An 18,337-nucleotide genomic window follows, 5' to 3' on the forward strand; every position below is an offset into this window, starting at 1 on the left:
TCAGTGGTTTGCTGAGTGAGCTCAAATCGATGCCCGCAGTGTTCCAGCCAACCGGTTATCCCCGCTGCTGGCGGCAAGCTAAACCCCAATCTTGCATTTGTGTCGCCACACATTAATAACTAAAACGTGCGCCGAAAAAGTAAGACAGTCAAACCGACCGGCTAAATCCGTCGCCAGCGCCAAGTGAGACCCGCAAAACTGAGCAGGCTGAGCAGTGAAATCGCAATCCCAATCCGGGCACCCGGCACGTGGTAGACGAGTTGAACTTGGTTGGTTCCGGCCGCTAACGGCACTGCGAGCATGCCGCCCAACACCGTCTTAACGTGGGACGTGACCTTGCGACCGTTAACGCGGACTTGCCAGCCGGCGTCACTCGGAATGGCGACGTACAAGTAGGGGGCGTGTCGCTGATTATTAATGCGGCCGCTAACGACCGTGTTCAAGCCCACCGCGTGGTAGCGCGGAATGAAAGCTTGCGCCTGCGCTGCGCGGACGACGGTGTCGAAGTGGCGTTGATCCAGACTGGCAAGCCGTACGTGCCTCCACTGTTTAGTCGTACGCTTAACGGTCAGCTGCACAACGTCGCCGCGTTTGAAAGTGCCGAGCGTGCGGATGACGGTGCCGCCGTTTGCGTTGAACTTCGTTGGGACTAATTGGCCGTTGACCCGCATGGTGGTGTACTTGCTATCCGGGTGCGGGTCGTCGTAGAATAGCCGCCCGCTAGCGGTGACCCGCAGCGTTAGCCGGTGCAGGTACGGGTAGCTGGCTGCGTGTTGATCGTAAGTGACGCGGTCTTTTAAAACCGTTGCCTGGTTAAAATAGGGCTGCGGTTGTGGCCGGAGGCTTTGTAAAATTTTTTCCTGGTTAGGAAGGGCTTGATGCGGTTTGAGCGTCAGGCGCGTAAAGGGCAAGCCCACCGGAAAGCCCATTCCAGCGTAACTGGCCGTCCGGGTGGTGCTGGCGTTGCTAACGGCGTTTAACGTGACGTTGTATTTCACACCGAGTAACAGTTCACTCACCGGATTCAACCCTTCGGAGCTGACCCGGCGAACGTTTTTACTAAATAACCCGAGGTTGGTTAAAAACTGGCGGGTTTGATTATTAAAAGTTGAGCTGTAATAGGCAATGTCGTGGAAATTAAACAGCATCGGGTCGTTATAGTTACGGTACTGACTGTCGTAATTGTACGCCCGGTTGATCAAGGTATTCCGGTTTTCAACCCGGTAGAGTTGGCCCTCAGGATCGTCGACGGCTTGCATTTGCCGGTACTCGGTCCGGTAGGCTTCCGCGTAAACCTTTTGGTTACCATAGGGGGAGCCCTGCATGTTGAGGACCGCGTTGCCGACTAATTCAACGGCTAAAATTGACGGGATAACGCTCACCCGGAGCCAGCGCTGGGCCGCAAATAGCCCGTTAGCCGTGATGATCACGATTAGCAAACTCGCAATCCCGGTGCTGAGGGGCAGCGGGTTCCCCTGCGCTTGGCGACTGAACCAGCCACTAATTAGTAGAACCAACGGTACGAGCAGGACCGCCACACGCCACTTTGGTGCGAGCCGGCGCGGATTGGCTAGCCAGGCCTCACAAGCAATCATGACTAACACAAAACTGAAGAAGAAGGCTTCACGATACGGGAAGCCGGCTGGCCGCTGGAACATGTGCCACGCCGTATCCAAGGTTCGAATCGCCATTGTCAAAAAGAGCGCCACCACTAACCCGGCAACGTGGCGCCGGTGGGCCGGCTGCAGGTCAGGATGCGCGAAGAAAACCAGGACCAGCAAAAGTACCAGCGTACTACTGAACAGGGTCGGGGCGTGCGCCAAACGGGTCGCAAAGTCGTTGGCACCGAGTCCCAGTTGACTGAACACGCTCGGGCCGAACTGAATGGTCGGCAGGTAGTTATCAAGGTTGACTGCGGTTTTAGCCGTTTTTAACATACCGAGCAGGGTCGGAATTAAAAGAAACAAACTACTCAGTCCACTTAAAAAGCCAGTCAAAGCAACTTTACGAATCAGCGGGGCCTGCATCTTTAAGCTTTGCCAGAACGACTGCCGCGGTGCCCGCATCTCGGCTAGCTGATAAATAAAATAATAGATGACAAATAAACAAGTCATATAACCAAGGTAATAATCGGTGACGATGCTCAACCACAGCCAGCCGAAAAACATCCCCGGGCGGCCGGTTTGAATCAAATGTTCGAGGCCGAGGATGACCAGTGGCAGCCAGATCAGCGCATCTAGCCACATGATCGTGAAATAGTTGAGGGTGACAAAGCCGCACAGTGCGTAGGCGTTGGCGAGCAGGACCGTTTTGAAGCTGGCCGTGTGGTAGTGCCACTGTAAGAACAAAGCCATCGTAAACGCAATCGCCGCAATTTTGACCATGATGATTAAACTCAGTCCGGTTGGAATGTTAGCCGCCGGAAAGGGCAGAATCAACAAGTTAAACGGACTAAGCAGGTAGTAGGCTACGGTGGGCACCACGCTACCGCCCAGTGACTGCGAGAACGAGTATAACTGCAAGCTATGATTAAGCAGCGCGTGCCGGTAAGCCGTAAAAAATGAGAGGTACTGACCACCCATGTCGCTAATTAATAAATTGTGATTACCAAAGGGCGTCACGCCCTGAAATGCAAAAATGACACTAATTAATACCAGTGCCAACAGGCTGGCCGCGATGGTGCGGCTCCACTTGATGTCCCGGAAAATTTTCAAAATAACACCCCATATTTTGATGTTAATGAGGCTGTGGCGGTTAGTCACACCTCATTTTTGCCGTTGAATGACAATGGCTGCAACGTGCGTTTAAAGTCAGCTGGTCGCGCTTACCCCCGTAAGTACGACCCAGCTAACCAACTTTTGGCACACGCTCTAAACTAATGGTATTACAACTCGAAAAATTTCGCGCGTGGGTGCGCTAGCTGGGTAGTTCACTTAACTGAATCTTAAAGATTGGCGCGGCCTCGTTAAGTGAATTATCTAAAGATGCCGAGCGGCTTAGCTAGCGTTTTGGGAACACTTTTTTTATACTGATTTTAATGGTTAATGTGCATTTAAGTTAGAGGGGGCAACTAAGGATGTTAGAACCAAGATTAACGATTATCGTCCCGTGTTTTAACGAAGAAGAAGTTTTACCAACTTCTGCCGAGGTGCTGGGGGGCATCTTAACACGGTTAATTAGTGAGAATCAGATTAGTGCGGCCAGCAAGCTGTTGTTTGTCGACGATGGCAGTCGGGACCACACTTGGGACATTATTCAGACGCTCGAAAAGCGGGCACCGATTTATACCGGACTTAAATTTAGCCGGAACTTTGGCCATCAAAACGCGTTAATGGCGGGGATGAAGGTGGCGGGTCAAGTGTCCGACGCCGTGATTACGATCGACGCCGACTTGCAAGATGATCCGCAAGTCATTCCTAAAATGGTGGCTGCCTTACGGGACGGGCACGACGTGGTCCTGGGCGTGCGAAACGACCGTTCGAGTGATTCGCGCTTTAAACGGTGGACGGCGGAGAGCTTTTACGACCTTATGCGGAAGATTGGGGTTCAACTGGTACCCGACCACGCGGATTTCCGGTTACTCAGTCGGCGCGCGGTGGCGGCCCTAATGGAATATTCAGAAACGAATCTATTTTTACGCGGGATCGTCCCGCAACTCGGCTTTCCAACGAAAAAGCTGTACTACCGGCGGCGGCCGCGTGAAGCGGGCACCACGAAGTATCCGCTCAAGAAAATGATCCACTTTGCGATGGACGGGGTGACGTCGTTTTCAATCGCTCCCATCAAGGCCATCCTATCGATTGGTACGCTGATCAGCTGCGGCAGTTTATTAATGATGGTGTACGTATTCGTTCAGCGGCTATTTGGTCAACCCGTGGATGGCTGGGCTTCACTGATGATCAGCCTCTGGTTTCTCGGTGGGATTCAACTGATTGGGATTAGCGTTGTCGGGGAATACGTCGGTAAGATTTTTGCCGAAGTTAAGCACCGGCCCCGCTACATTATTGAAACCGACGACTTTACGGCGGTGCCCGACCACTTAACCCCGTTATCTAAACAGGTCCATTCATGAAAGGGCTACGGATAGTCACCGGGGCGGCCAGTCTAATTTTAGGCTGGGCGTTAATCGTCGCGCTAGTTGAACCGGTTGCGTTTTTAGGGGATCAAGATTGGCCAGCGCCAAGCGTGTTACTTTGTTTTGGGCTTGCCTTGCTAATCTTGATCAACGCGTTGAGCTGGTGGCTACGCCGCTGGTCGGCGCTGACCTACCGACGCGTGCTAGTGGGCTTACTACTGGTACTCTTCATCAGTCAGCTAGTCGTCGCGCTCAACTGGGTCGACGTCAGCCGGGCGGACGCTTTTTTCGTGCGGGAACAGGCGCTGCGGCTCAGTCAGGGGCAAACGCACTGGTCGGCGTACTTTCAAATTTACCCGAATAACGTTAATGGGACGCTACTTGCGGGGGTTGCGCTGAAACTCAGCGCGCTGGTGACTGCTAATCCGTGGCGGCTATTAAACGTGGTTCGCTTTGCGTGGATGGACACCGCCCTTTTAAGTAGTGCTTACCTGTTGCAACGTTGGCACCGCGCACGACCGGGGCACTTTTGGTTACTACTGCTGTGGCTGACGGCGGTTCCGCTGTACGCCTACGGACTGTACGCGTATACGGATGCGCTAGTTTTTCCGGTCGTGGTCAATAGTTTGGCGTTGCTGACGAGGGCCACCCAGGTCCCCCGGCGCCTGCGAGCTTGGGGCCTGCGGTTACTGGCGCTAGGCTTAGTGGCGCTAGCGGTAGCGGTCAAGTCAAACATGGTCGTCGTGTGGATTGCCCTCGTTTTGACGTTTGCGGTTCAGCGACTTTTAGGTAACTGGTCGGGACGTAAAACTGTGGGGGCGCTACTGTTAAGCGTTGCCACGCTGGGACTCGTTTTTAGTCTCATGAGCGCTTGGCAGCGCCAAAGTGGCTTTAAACGCAACCCCGACCGCCAACTACCACCGACTAGTTGGATTGCGATGAGCTATGATCCCCGCTTTGCGGGTGAGTACGACCACACTGATTTTGACACCGTGAATTTACAACCGACCGCCAAAGCGAAACGGCAAACCGCGAACCGCTTGCTCAAACAACACTTCCAAACGTTGGGCTGGAGTGGTGTGATGAGTCACTGGGCCCAAAAATTGCGGGTGTTCTGGTCAATGGGGGACTTTGATAGTTTCCGGCTGACGACCCAGTGGATCCACGCGCCACAATGGTATCAGGTAAAGCAACGGACGGTTCAATTTTGGTTGGTGATCATGACGCAGGTCCTGTACGCGACTTGCCTATTGTTCGCCATCCGGGTGTTGTGGTCCCAGCGGCGTTGGCGGGCGGCCACCAGTTACTTGGCGCTCACCATCCTGGGGTTGACCGCGTTTCACGTCCTTTTCTGGGAAGTTGAGCCGCGTTACGCCTTACCGTTGTGGCCGGGGTTGGTGCTACTCGCATCGCGGGGAGCGGCGGACTGGCCGCGCCTACGCGTCCCGGACCGCCAAGCGGGTTTACGGGTCCTTGCGAGTGGCCTGGCTCTGGTTTGCCTCACCGAGTTGTGGCAAACGAGCCGGACAACCGGTTTTACGGAGACCCGGGTCGCGTTGCAGGAAAATGGGGACTACGTGTTGCCAACTAGTCGCCGGCTGGCGGCTGGCGCGCACTGGCGGTTTACCATTAAGACGAGTGGTCCGAGTGACCGGTTGCAATTAACGCCACGAACGACCGCAATCGATCAGCCGGTAACGGTGACCGTCCGGGATAAGAACCGGGTCTTAGGCCGAAAACTCGGGCCGGCTACGCAACTGCAGACCATTCGGTATCGGCCAACGACCGCACGGCGCTTACGGGTGACGATTACGAACCGGGGCCGACGACCAGTGGCTTACGGGGCGATGGTTGCCCACTACGCACCCCAAACTGGGCGGGTGACCGCGCAAGCACACGCCTACCCGCAGTACGACGTTAAGTGGGACCATCCAACCGTAACGTTGAGTAACGGTTGGGTGCCAGTCGTCGTTGTGGGCACGGTTTTAGCGGTGAGCTTGATGGCGCTGGCTTGGACGCCGAAGACGAAGCGGTCTTAGCGAGTACTAATAATTTAAAAACCCCAAAAAGAGGCTGTGATTTCCGTCACAGCCTCGCTTTTTGAATTTTAATGGAATATTAGCTAAGTGCCAATTGATGTTGAGCCTCCCGCTACTGGCTAGATTGACTCTAATACTAAGTTCTACAGCTGACTTCAATAAGTTGTAGCTGATAAAGTTGGTTTTGCGGCATGTTCACTAAATTGAGTGCAAACTTGCTCACTTGTTTTAGCAGATTAACACCACGCATTATCGGACCTGACAGTCTGCATGAATAAAGCCGTCAAATATCCGCGAACCATCATCGTGATGGCTTATCAAGCTTGCACTTGATAATCTAATTCAGTAGTCTTCAAATGATCAATATTGCCGACCTCAATCATTAGAAAACCTTGATTAGTTACCACTCATTTAGCCGTGAGGGCGGTCCTAAAGTGGCTCAGTGGTGTCGTTTGCGTTAGTCGGGGTTGTTTCCCGACTTACCCAAAGACCGAGCTTTAAGACAAGTGGGTTGCTTGGCTTAAAGTCGTGTCCACCACGCTCCAGCCGCTTTAGGACCAACCGGTAAGGCGGCAAGCTTTTACTGTCTGGGCTTGACTAACTTTATTTTGTTATCTTCAAATGGTAATAACATGAAACGGGCGTCAAAAGTCAGTCGACTTGTGGCGCCCGTTTTAAGGTTATTCACGTTAATGTTGACGTTATTGTAGACTGGCGACCTTCGCCACAATCTTAGCGGGGGTTGCCCATTCACTCCGTTCAAACTCGGATACCGGGACTTCCACCCCGAGTTGGTCCTGCAAAGCTAGTAACAGTTGGACGGAACCCATTGAGTCGAGTAAGCCGGCGTCAAAGAGGTTGGTGTCCAAGTGGTCACTCAAATCTTCACCGGTTAAGTCTTGCAAGATTGATAATACGGTCGTTTGTGTTGCGTTCATAATTAAAACTCCCCCTTATTAAGTTGAAACAAACCCAGCTTACCACCACTTGAGCGGGGGTGCGTCTAAAGGCACTTTTTCCGGCTGGTAATGACAGTATCCTAAGGGTGGAAGTTCGCCTTAATCAGGCGGGTTAAAATCTGAATGCCGCGTTCAAAACGCTCGCTCGATTCGTAGGAAAAACTGAGCCGCACGTACTGGTTAGGTTGAAAATCGTAAATACTACCCGGATTGAACAGGACGTTTTGCGCGGTTGCCAAGTCAAACAGCTTGGGAATGTTGATCCAATCCGCTAACCGCACCCACAAGTAGAAGCCACCGCTGGGCGCCTGCCAGGTCGCAAAATCGCCCCAGTAATGGGTCAAAATCGCTTGTGCACGGGCGGCCTTGGCTGCCAATACCGTCCTGAAGTGGGCCTGGTAAGTCTCATAGTCGGGATCCGCTAAGATTTCGGCTAAGACTAGTTGTGAGAGGGAACTCGCACCGTAGTCGGTCTGCATCCGTACGTCGGTCAGGCGGTCGATCACTGGCTGACTGGCGACCGTCCAGCCAATTCGTAGTCCCGGTGCGAGCGATTTTGAAATGCTACCAAAGTAGATGACGTTGCCGCTGGTATCGTTGGCCTTGAGCGGTTGTGGTGGCTGGTGGTCGAACCATACGTCCTGGTAAGCGGCGTCTTCCAAAATGGGCAGGCGGTGTTCCTGAGCGTACTGCAATAATTGTTGCCGGCGGGTCGCGCTCATGACGATTCCGGTCGGATTATTGAAGGTTGGAATCGAGTAAATAATGGCGTGTTGGTCGGGCGTCGGCGGCGTCATTTGCCAGTACGCCATGCCCTGATCATCCATCGGCACGCCCGCCAAGCGGGTGTGGGCCGACTGAAAGACGTGCAGCGACTTAACGTAGGTCGGTGCTTCCGTGTAAATGGTGGCGTTTTTGGGGAAGAGCGAGACGGAGACGAGTTGCAGGGCCTGCAGGGAACCGGAAGTAATCAGGATGTTGGCGGGTTGCGTTTGAATCCCAACTTTTTGTAAATGACGGGCAATTTGTTGGCGCAGGGCGAGGATTCCCGCCGGTTCCGTGTAGTTTAAGCTGGTTAAATTTTGGCCAAGGTGTGCAAACGCCCGCTTAAAGAGGGCCCGCGGAAATTGTTCGGGCGCCGGCTCGCCAGTGCTCAATCGGATCACCGCGTCGGTCTCAAACTGGTTGATTTTTTGCAGGGCGTGCGAGTTCGGCTTGAACTGCCCGGCCTTGACGTACTTGGTCCAATCGACGTGTTCGGCTAACAGGCTTGACCAGTGGTTCCCGGAAACGACCATGCCGGAGCCGGGGTTGCTCGTAATGAGGCCCACCGCGCTTAGTTCTTCGAGCGCGGTAATCAGCGTACTGCGATTGACGCCGAACTGGTCCGCTAATTTGCGCTGGGATGGTAGTTGGGCGCCCATCGGCCAGTCGCCGCGGGCAATCTGGTGCTGGAAATAATTCGTAATTTGTTGGTAAATCGGGACGGCGGCCGCTTTATCCGGCTGCCAGTCAATTGTAATCGTTGCCATCAAATCCCTCCTTGGAGTGGTTGGGTAAATAGTTACTAATTGGTTGGCTACAAAATTGATTGTCTCCATTATAATCATCTCTGGATTAAAAGCCAATGCTAGCTTTCCGTACTTTCGATTGCTAAAATTGGTTGGAATTTGGAGGGATAATTGATGCGGTTTTTCTTACAAGGCTTATTATTTGGGATTGTTTACATTGCGCCGATTGGGATGCAAAACTTATTCGTCGTTTCGACGGCGATTGAACAACCCCTCCGCCGAGCGCTCCGGGTGGCGCTGATCGTGATCGGTTTTGATATGTCACTATCGTTGGCCTGTTTCTACGGGATTGGAAAGGTATTGCAAAGCACGCCCTGGTTGGAATTAGCGGTACTCCTCATCGGGAGTTTACTAGTTTTCTACATTGGATGGGGGCTATTACGGGCAAAGGCGGAAGCAATGGGGACGCTGGATACGAATTTTTCCTACCGCACGGCCATCATTACGGCGTTTTCGGTCGCCTGGTTGAACCCGCAGGCGATTATCGACGGTTCGGTCCTGCTGGCCGCGTTTCGGGTCTCAATTCCGGATCAACTGGGCCACTTTTTCATGCTGGGCGTCATTATCGCATCGATCGTATGGTTTATCGGCTTGACCGGCCTAGTTAGCAAGTTTAAACATTTGATGCAGCCTCGGGTGTTGCTTTGGATCAATCGCATTTGCGGTTTAGTGATTATTTTATACGGCGTGAAGTTATTGGCCTCGTTTTTGACTAAAATTTAGTTGCGGAGTGGCGCCTGAATCGGTATGCTAAAACTATTGGACTTTAGAGAATGGAAGGGACGATAGCATGCAAATTGCCGGTTTTGGGGTCGAAGCGTGGTTGAACGAACACGAACGCGAAGCGACGACCGACATTAGTCAAAGTTCGGTGGCGGCCTTAACACTGGGGCAGGTCGCCGCCCTGGATGGTGACGACGGCCAGGCCTTGGCGACACAGTTACAAACGGTGCGCCTGGATTACGGCTGGATTGAGGGTTCCCCGGAATTCAAACGGCTCGTTAGCAGTCAGTACCAGCACGTGCCCGCCGCCAACGTTTTACAAACTAACGGTGCGACCGGGGCTAACCAGTTAGCGATTTATAGTTTAATTGAACCGGGTGACCACGTGATTGCGTTATACCCGACCTACCAGCAATTGTACGACATCCCCAAATCGCTGGGGGCGCAGGTTGATTACTGGCGTTTGCACGAGGAACGCGGTTGGTTACCTACTTTAGCCGAACTGAAGCAACTGATTCGGCCGGACACGAAGATGATTCTGTTGAATAACGCGATGAACCCGACCGGGGCGTTACTCGACGAAGCGATGCTGCGGCAGGTCGTCGCTTTGGCCCGGTCGGTGGGGGCCTACGTTTTGGCCGACGAGGTTTACCAACCGCTCGACGACACACCGTTTACGTCGGTGGCGGACCTTTACGAACACGGAATTGCCGTCAATAGTTTGTCGAAAACTTATTCGGTGCCCGGAATTCGGATCGGCTGGGTGGCTACGCCGGATGCGACCTTGGCGGACCGCTTTCGCAAGTACCGGGACTATACGATGATCTGTGGCGGTGTCGTCAGCGACCGACTGGCCGTTCAGGTCCTACGGCACCGGGAAAAAATCCTGGCGCGTAACCGCCAAATCATGACCACGAACTTGGCGATTGTTAAAAAGTGGGTCGCCGCCGAACCGCGGGCCCAAATGGTCTTTCCGCGCGGGGTGCCGGTGTCCTGCGTGGCGCTGGACATTCCATTGGACGACGAAACGTTTTGCTTGCGCTTATTGCGGGATACCGGCGTCTTGCTCGTCCCTGGGAGCCGCTTTGACCTACCGGGCCACGCCCGGCTAGGCTACTGCACGGACGCGCAGGCGTTGCAACGGGGCTTGCGGTTGCTGAGTGATTATTTACGCCAATTTGATGCTAAAAATTAAATAGTTATGCAACCTAATCAAGGACAATTTTGAGCTCAAAGCTTGAAAAATGTCCTTTTTTAACGTTCTTAAGATAGTTTGGCTAGTGAATATTTGCTATAATGTAGGCAATTAGATTAAGGGGGGTCCGCGAAGTGAAAAAGTCTGATCGGCAAGCGGCCATTGCGCAATTGATTAACCAATATCCCATCGCTACTCAAGAAGAGCTGATGGCAAAACTGAAGGCGGACGGTATCGCGGCCACGCAAGCGACCATTTCGCGCGACATCCGTGAAATGCAGATCGTCAAAACGCCCGACGAAACTGGCCAAGCCCGTTACGCGATTTTTAAGCCCAATAACACAAACGAGCAGGACCGGCTATTTGAAAGCCTGCACGACGTGGTTACCGGCATTGACCGGGTCGAGTTCATGAACATCGTCCACACCCTACCTAGTAACGGGAACTTGTTAGCGGCGATTATTGATGATTTGGACTTGCCCGAAGTCAGCGGGACGTTGGCGGGCCACGACACGATTTTTATCGTGAGCCCGAGTGTTGAGGTGGCGAAACAGTTGCACCGCACCTTTGCGAGCCACATTCCGAGCGAAAGAGTGTGACAAAAGTCGGTTAGCTGGTGAGCATTAACGGCGTAAGGCGAATAATCCTGGGTTTGGATTGTTTGACTTACGGGGTTAAGCGGAGCCAGCTGACTTTTGGCGCACGTTTCGGCTATTAACATTCGGACGCAAGGGAGGCTGTGACTTATGTCACAGCCTCTGGTGCGCGTGTGTTGGGGCCCAGTGAGCTTAAATAGGCGCACTGGCTTTGATTGGCGCTACGATCCGTAGGTTTTTCGCCAGCCGGTGATACCCGCTGTTGGTGTTAGAATCAATCTCAATTATGCAGTCCTTTGATTAAGGTCACGGTTGCCGGACGGGGTCCGGGCCGGGACCTTTTTTGGCACATTTTTTGCATTTTAGCGCTAAGCAAGGTAGAGTAGAAGTAATCATCATTAAGAAGGGAGTCGCTAAAATGAAATATACGAAACGCAGATCGACGCGCAATAATCAGAAGAAGCGCGATGCGACCTTTGAAAAGTTCAAGCAACAACAAAATGAACTTAACGCTAACCGGCGTGGGGTTCGACGAAAGTAGTCCGATTAGGGTAATCGGGCTTTTTTGTTACTTTTTATGGTTCTATGATACGGGAGGTTGATCTGCTGGCGGCAAGCTCAGCATCAATGGCACAGAACCGTTTTCCGCCCGATTTCTGAAGATTTTGCCAAGGTTGGTGCCAATCGGTGGCTGATTAAGCTTTTGTGATACAATAATTGAAGCTAACAAGACACGCAGGGGCGCAACCGACCGAGTGCCGGACGCCAGGTACACGCATTCGAGACCTGCAAAACAAGGGGAAGATTATGCAAAAGAATGGTTTTTGGGCCACTATCAAGGACGGTTTACGCGTCATTGGCCGTTGGTTACAGCCATATTGGCAACGGTTTGCCGCCGTTGTTGGTTATCAGTGGCACCGTCGTCAATTGACGCGCTGGCTGATCGTGCTAGTTTTAACGGCGACCTTGATTGTCAGTGCCTACTTAACATTTGAAGCGAAAACGGCTAAGATTGGCAACTTGCAAGCTGAGCTGGAACGGGTCACGACCATTTATGATCAGGATAACCAGAAGGCCGGCTCATTGTACTCGCAAAAGGGGACTTACGTTCACCTCAAAGATATTTCACAGAACTTACAAGACGCCGTGATTTCGACCGAGGACCGCAACTTTTATAAGGAGCACGGCTTTTCCATTAAGGGGATTGCTCGCGCTTCGGTCATGTTGGTGGTCAATAAGTTGTTAGGACGCGACTACATTAGTGGTGGTGGGAGTACGCTGACGCAACAATTGGTTAAAAACGCCTACCTGACGCAACAACAAACTTTTTCACGGAAGCTGCGTGAAATTTTTCTCGCTATCGAAACTGAGAACGTGTACAGTAAGCAGGAAATTTTAGCGATGTACTTGAATAACGCCTACTTCGGGCACGGTGTTTGGGGCGCAGAAGACGCCGCGGAGCGCTACTTTGGCGTGCACGCGTCGGAATTAACGGTTGATCAGGCCGCTACGCTGGCCGGGATGTTGAGCTCACCGAGTGGGTATGATCCGATTAACCATCCGCAGGCGTCCACGAAGCGCCGCAACGTCGTGTTACAAACGATGGTTGATAATAAGAAGATTTCGGCGAGTGAGTACCAAACGTATTCAAGTAAGGCGATGACCTTGACCGACAATTACCATTATGAAAGTAGTTATAATTATCCGTACTACTTTGATGCGGTTATTAATGAAGCGATTAATAAGTATGGGTTAAGCGAATCGGACATCATGAACCGGGGTTATAAGATTTATACGTCGTTGGACCAAGACGACCAGACCCAGATGCAGGATTCCTTTGAAAACACCGCCCTGTTTCCAGCTAACGCGGACGATGGCACCAAGGTCCAGGGGGCCTCAATTGCGGTTGATCCGGCTAGCGGTGGCGTTTTAGCGGTCGTTGGTGGCCGCGGTAAGCACGTTTTCCGTGGCTTTAACCGGGCGACCCAACTCCGACGGCAACCGGGTTCGACGATCAAGCCGTTGGCGGTTTACACGCCGGCACTGGAAAATGGCTACACTTACGATTCCGACTTATCCGATAAGCAACAAACCTTTGGTGCCAATAAGTATGCGCCTAAGAACTACGATAACGTTTATCGTGACTCGGTCCCGATGTATACGGCGTTGGCGCAAAGTATGAACATTCCGGCCGTTTGGCTGCTGAATAAAATTGGGGTCAACAAGGGTTACCAATCGGTTAAAAAATTTGGCTTGCCAGTTAAAAAGGGCGACAAAAACTTGGCGCTTGCGCTTGGCGGTTTAACCACCGGGGTTTCACCCGCGCAGTTAACGAGCGCCTACACGGCCTTTGCTAACGGTGGGAAGAAGACCACGGCCCACTTCATTACGAAAATCGTGGATGCCAGTGGTAAGACGATCGTTGACAACACCCAGACGAAGTCGAAGCGGATCATGTCGGCTAGCACCGCCAAGGAAATGACCAGTATGATGCTCGGCGTATACAATAGTGGAACCGGGGCGGCCGCGAAACCGTACGGCTACAAGATCGCCGGTAAGACGGGGAGTACCGAGGCCAACTACGACACTGGTTCGGGGACTAAGGACCAGTGGATGGTTGCCTACACCCCCGACATCGTAGTTACGACTTGGATCGGCTTCGATACGTCGAACAGTACCCACTATTTGAAGAGCCTGTCTGAAAACCAACTGGCGGCCCTGTTTAAAAATGAATTGACGGGGATTCTGCCGAATACGAAGAATACCAGTTTTGATACGCAGGATGCCGCTACGTTAGCAAACCAGTCCGACGACGATTCGAATGATTCCGATAGTGGTTCGTCAGTTTGGGATAACGTTGAAAAGGGCGCCAAGGCGGTCAAGGACACGGCTAAGGACTGGTTCTCACAAGCCAAGAAGTTAATTGGAAACTAGCTTAGTGGCTATCCATTTAGTTCCAAAAATGATAAACTTATTTTGACACATACTTCGAGGAGGAATCACTGATGGCCGTGAATATTTACGATACTGCAAACGAATTAGAACAACAATTACGTCAAACGAAGGAATACCGGGAATTAAAAACGGCGTACGACGCCATGGCAGCCAATAAGACTGCTTACGATCTCTTTAAAGAGTTTCAAGAGATTCAGATGCAATTGTCCCAAAAGCAAATGAACGGGGAAGATTTGACGGATGACGAAGTCAAACACGCCCATGAACTTGCGGACAAGGTCGGTAACGTTGACGAAATTAAAGCGTTAATGGGTAAGGAACGGAACTTGAACCAGTTGATGAACGAATTGAACAAGATCATCACGAAACCAGTTCAAGAACTTTACCAAAACTAGTCAACGTGGAATTAAGAGGCTGTGACATTCGTCACCGCCTTTTTTGTGTCGTCGAATCTTAATCGCCGAAACGTGCGCCCAAGGTCAGCCGCCTGTTGGCACACGCTCTTTTTTTAGTGGAGGAATTAGCATGAAATTTATACACGCTGCGGATTTACATTTAGATACCCCGTTTCAAGGGGTCAGCGGACTGAGCGCTGATTGGCAGCAACGCCTGTTGACGGCCCCGACGCGGGCGCTGAGTCACTTGGTGGATACCGCTTTGGCGGAGCAAGTCGACTTCGTGCTGCTAGTCGGTGATTTGTTTGATCAGCAGGGGCAAAGTGTTCAGGCGCAAGCCGCCTTGATGCGCGCCTTAACGCGGTTGAACGCCGCGCAGATTCCGGTGCTGTTATCCTTTGGTAATCACGATTATCAGCCCGATTTAAACCGCTGGCACTTTCCGGCTAACGTGCACGTGTTTGGTCCCCAAGTGACGACGGTCACGTTGACGACTGCTGATCAAACCCGGGTCGCGGTTAGCGGGTTTAGTTACGCGCAGCGTTGGGTCGCCACGCCGATGGTGGCGCAGTACCCGGCGAGAAGTTCGGCCGTGGACTACCAAATTGGGATGTTGCACGGGCAAAGTGGGGCGGCCGGTGACCATTACGCCCCGTTTAACGTTGGTGAGTTGCTAGCTAAGCATTACGACTACTGGGCGTTAGGGCACATTCATCACCGCCAAAGTTTGAACCAGCAACCGCCGATTGTTTATCCGGGTAATCCGCAGGGTCGCAACCGTTCGGAAAGCGGGCCCAAGGGGTGCTTAGTGGTGACGAGCCGGGATAATCAGTTGGTGCCGCGGTTTCAGGCGTTGACGACCTTAACGTGGCGGGACTGGACGGCCCCGTTGACTGGTGAATTGAGTCGGCGCGAACTGCTGGAACAGTTGACGGCCCAGCTGAACGCGGCTTATCCGAGTGACGCGCAACTCGTGACGGTGACGTTGCCGGCGGATTTGAAATTGGACGACGCGACGACCTTGGCCTTGGACCAGGGAGCGTTATTGCACCAGCTCAGTGAACGCGCTACCGACCACTGGTGGCCGGTAGCCCTGAACCAGGCGCAAGCAGCCGATACCGCGACGCCGTTGTTTGGCCTGGATCAGGCGACTTGGCAGGCGGCCGGCAAGCAGGTAGTGACCGCAAGCGCGGTCGCCGAGCTAGCGGGCCACTTACTAGACGAGGACTTTTTATCGCGCGCGTTGCTAGAAGACCTTGACGCACAACAATGGCAAGCACGGGTCTTGCGTTTATTGCAAGATCAGTATCACTTAACGACGGGGGGCCCGCAGGATGTGGATTAAACGGGTTGAAATTGCTGGCTTTGGTCAGTTTAAACAGCGTGAATTTGAGTTAGCGGACGGTCTGCAGGTGCTTTACGGGGCCAATGAATCCGGCAAGTCGACGCTGCGGGCGTTTATTTTGGGGATGCTGTTTGGCTTCCCGTCGCGCCGGCACCCGCTGGAACGCTACGAGCCGAAGGAGACCAGTCAGTACGGCGGCGCCTTAGATTTGGTCGTTAACGGCACCGTTTACCGCTTGACGCGCCTAGGGGACCAGCCGGCGACGCTCGTTAATTTGACGACCGGGGTCGCGCAGCCAATGGCGTTACTGGAAAAGTGGCTGGCGCCCTATGATCAAACGCGCTATAAGCAGTTGTTTACGTTTAACCAGGCGGAATTAACGGCGTTGCGGACGCTGAGTCCGGCCGACTTGAACGCGCAGTTGCAGCAGGTCGGCTTAGTCGGGAGTGCGCCCTGGCGCGCGACGAAGGACGCGTTGCGGACGACGGCCGACGAGCTCTATAAGCCCCGGGGACGTAAGCCGGAGCTAAACGCTGCGCTCAAACGCTACCAGCAGTTGAGTGCCCAGGTGGCCTCAGCGGGCGCGAACTACGAGGACTACCAGCGCTTGCAGGCCGAAATTCAGCACTTACAGGCGGACCAAACGCGGCTGCAACGCGCGCAAACGCAACTAAACGGGCAGCAGCAACGGTTGGCCAATTTACGGAATCAGTGGCCGGTTTATCAGCAATTACAGCGCTTGACGGCCACCAGTGGGCAAGCCGACGCGCAGTTAAGTGCAGCCAGTGTTCAGCAGTACCAGACACTGGCGCAACAACGCGCGGAGTTGCAGCACACGCTAGCAAGTGCGCGGCAACAGTTGAGCGAACAGCCGGTTGACGACGAGTCGCAGGGCCTAATGGGCTTTTACGTGCAGCACCAAACGGAGTTTGAGGCGTTGGAGGCGGAACTACCGACCTTGCAGCAAGCGCTCGGGCAAGCACAAACGTTAGCACAACAGGCCCAAACGGCGCAAAGCGCCTACGACGCCCAGCAGGCGGCACACCCGGAACTCATGGCCTGCCTGGCCCCAAGTAAGCGGACCGCGCTGGCGCAACTCAAGGTGGCGTTAGCCGACGAAGCGCCGACCCGGCAGCAACAAACGCAGCACCGAACTAGCTGGGATTGGCGACTCCCGGTTGGCGGGGTTGCGTTAGTGGCGGGAATTTTTCTCCCACTTGGTGGGTTTAAATGGCTGCTGATCGTGGCCGGCTTAGTATTACTCGGCCGGCTCGGGTATGAAGAACTAGGTGGGCACCCCGCCACTGCCGCGGCGACCAGTGATCCGCTGGCCGAACGTTTAACGGCACTCGGGTTGCCGGCAACGCTTTCGCCCAACCAGGCCCGCGAGCAATTGGAACTGATTGCGGCCTTGCAACGGGCGCAGACCGCCACGACGCACGCGCAGCAGCAGCTAGCCGCCCAGCACGCCACGGTTTGGCGCCAGTTGGAACCGTACCAATTTGCGGCTAACTGGGTCCCCGTTGACCAGCAGGATTTAGCGGGGAGCGTTCAGCGGGTGACGGCCTTTTACGAGCGGTTACACCAGTTGATGCAGCGCCAAACGATGGCCGGACCGGACTTTGCCTATACGCAGCGCCAGGTCCAACAGTTAACGGAACGGGTGCGTCAAGTGACCGGCCAACTCCAAGCCCTCGCGGAACGCAACCAGTTGGCGGACGTGGATACCCTAGCCCAAGCCGTCGATGCCCAGGCGGTGCAAACGGCGAATACGAGCGCGGCGGCCCAGCTAGAAGCGCAACTGCCGGCCGCGGACCGGACTGCACTCGCAGCGTATGCGTCCGTTGACGCGTTGCAGGCTGAAATGACCAGTTTGCGGCAACAGCAGGCTGACCAGCAGGAACAGTTGACCGCCAAAACGGCGGCTTTAGTGACGGCCCAAACCCAGTTAAACCGGTTAACGGAAGACGGACGCTACACCAGCTTGCGGCAGCAACAGGCCGATTTGCAAACGGAAATCACGGTCATGGCGCGCCAGTGGCTGACCCGGCAACTGGGTGCTCAGTGGATTGAAACGACGTTACAACGGCTAACGGATCAACAATTACCAGCCGTTCTAGAACGGGCTAGCGCCTACTTCGCGCAACTGACCTTGAAGCGGTATAATAAAATTAGTTTGAACGGTTCAACGCTGGTCGTTTTGACGACGGACCAACGCCGGTTTGCGGTTGCGGAACTTTCAACCGCGACGAAGGAACAACTGTACTTGGCCGTCCGCTTAGCATTGATTGCGCACCTCGGCCCACAAGCCCAGCTGCCGTTAATGATCGACGACGGGTTAGTGAACTTTGACGTTGAGCGGCGGCGCGCGGCGTGGCAGTTATTAGCAACGGTCGCGGGAGCACACCAGCTACTGTACTTCACCAACGAGCCGGCCGCGCGCACGGCAATACCAGGTGCGGCAGTTTACGAACTAGCATAGGG

At 53.7% G+C, this 18,337-nt stretch carries 13 protein-coding genes; 10 read left to right on the plus strand and 3 right to left on the minus strand.

Annotated features, from left to right (window positions below; all coding sequences use genetic code 11):
- Nucleotides 1-161: 161 nt before the first annotated feature.
- Nucleotides 162-2,714, minus strand: coding sequence for a YfhO family protein (locus tag FFM79_RS01435; protein WP_225424351.1), 2,553 nt, complete (start codon nt 2,712-2,714; stop codon nt 162-164).
- 362 nt (nt 2,715-3,076) lie between these two features.
- Between FFM79_RS01435 and FFM79_RS01440 the strand changes: the two genes are divergently transcribed.
- Nucleotides 3,077-4,072 carry a glycosyltransferase family 2 protein gene (locus FFM79_RS01440; protein ID WP_137641690.1) on the plus strand — a complete coding sequence of 332 codons (996 nt, stop codon included), beginning with the start codon at nt 3,077-3,079 and terminating at the stop codon, nt 4,070-4,072.
- Nucleotides 4,069-6,114 carry a hypothetical protein gene (locus FFM79_RS01445; protein ID WP_137641691.1) on the plus strand — a complete coding sequence of 682 codons (2,046 nt, stop codon included), beginning with the start codon at nt 4,069-4,071 and terminating at the stop codon, nt 6,112-6,114. The genes FFM79_RS01440 and FFM79_RS01445 overlap by 4 nt, the downstream gene beginning before the upstream one ends.
- 701 nt (nt 6,115-6,815) lie before the next feature.
- Here FFM79_RS01445 and dltC read toward each other — a convergent pair.
- The gene (gene dltC, locus FFM79_RS01450) at nt 6,816-7,052 is read right to left on the minus strand and encodes a D-alanine--poly(phosphoribitol) ligase subunit DltC (protein ID WP_137641692.1); all 237 of its coding nucleotides are present in this window, start codon (nt 7,050-7,052) and stop codon (nt 6,816-6,818) included.
- Between the two features lie 101 nt (nt 7,053-7,153).
- Nucleotides 7,154-8,605 (minus strand): aminotransferase-like domain-containing protein, encoded by a 1,452-nt coding sequence (locus tag FFM79_RS01455; RefSeq protein WP_137641693.1) that lies wholly within the window; start codon nt 8,603-8,605, stop codon nt 7,154-7,156.
- Nucleotides 8,606-8,758: 153 nt separating this feature from the next.
- Here FFM79_RS01455 and FFM79_RS01460 point away from each other — a divergent pair, with 153 nt between their 5' ends.
- The 8 genes from FFM79_RS01460 (at nt 8,759) to FFM79_RS01495 (ending at nt 18,335) form a co-directional block, all read left to right on the plus strand.
- Nucleotides 8,759-9,367, plus strand: coding sequence for a LysE/ArgO family amino acid transporter (locus FFM79_RS01460; protein ID WP_137641694.1), 609 nt, complete (start codon nt 8,759-8,761; stop codon nt 9,365-9,367).
- Between the two features lie 67 nt (nt 9,368-9,434).
- Nucleotides 9,435-10,562 carry an aminotransferase gene (locus FFM79_RS01465; protein ID WP_137641695.1) on the plus strand — a complete coding sequence of 376 codons (1,128 nt, stop codon included), beginning with the start codon at nt 9,435-9,437 and terminating at the stop codon, nt 10,560-10,562.
- A gap of 134 nt (nt 10,563-10,696) precedes the next feature.
- Nucleotides 10,697-11,161 carry an arginine repressor gene (gene argR / locus FFM79_RS01470; protein ID WP_137641696.1) on the plus strand — a complete coding sequence of 155 codons (465 nt, stop codon included), beginning with the start codon at nt 10,697-10,699 and terminating at the stop codon, nt 11,159-11,161.
- 415 nt (nt 11,162-11,576) lie between these two features.
- Complete coding sequence (locus tag FFM79_RS12785) at nt 11,577-11,699, plus strand: hypothetical protein (RefSeq protein ID WP_137641697.1); 123 nt, start codon at nt 11,577-11,579, stop codon at nt 11,697-11,699.
- A gap of 266 nt (nt 11,700-11,965) precedes the next feature.
- Nucleotides 11,966-14,092: a transglycosylase domain-containing protein gene (locus tag FFM79_RS01480; protein ID WP_137641698.1), complete on the plus strand. Its 2,127-nt coding sequence runs from the start codon at nt 11,966-11,968 to the stop codon at nt 14,090-14,092.
- A 71-nt stretch (nt 14,093-14,163) separates the two neighbouring features.
- Nucleotides 14,164-14,508 (plus strand): YlbF/YmcA family competence regulator, encoded by a 345-nt coding sequence (locus FFM79_RS01485; protein WP_137641699.1) that lies wholly within the window; start codon nt 14,164-14,166, stop codon nt 14,506-14,508.
- Between the two features lie 130 nt (nt 14,509-14,638).
- Nucleotides 14,639-15,853, plus strand: coding sequence for a metallophosphoesterase family protein (locus FFM79_RS01490; RefSeq protein WP_137641700.1), 1,215 nt, complete (start codon nt 14,639-14,641; stop codon nt 15,851-15,853).
- Nucleotides 15,843-18,335, plus strand: a complete 2,493-nt coding sequence (locus FFM79_RS01495; RefSeq protein WP_137641701.1) for an ATP-binding protein — start codon at nt 15,843-15,845, stop codon at nt 18,333-18,335. The genes FFM79_RS01490 and FFM79_RS01495 overlap by 11 nt, the downstream gene beginning before the upstream one ends.
- Nucleotides 18,336-18,337: the final 2 nt, after the last annotated feature.

Source organism: Lactiplantibacillus modestisalitolerans, assembly GCF_005405425.1.
Classification (GTDB): domain Bacteria; phylum Bacillota; class Bacilli; order Lactobacillales; family Lactobacillaceae; genus Lactiplantibacillus; species Lactiplantibacillus modestisalitolerans.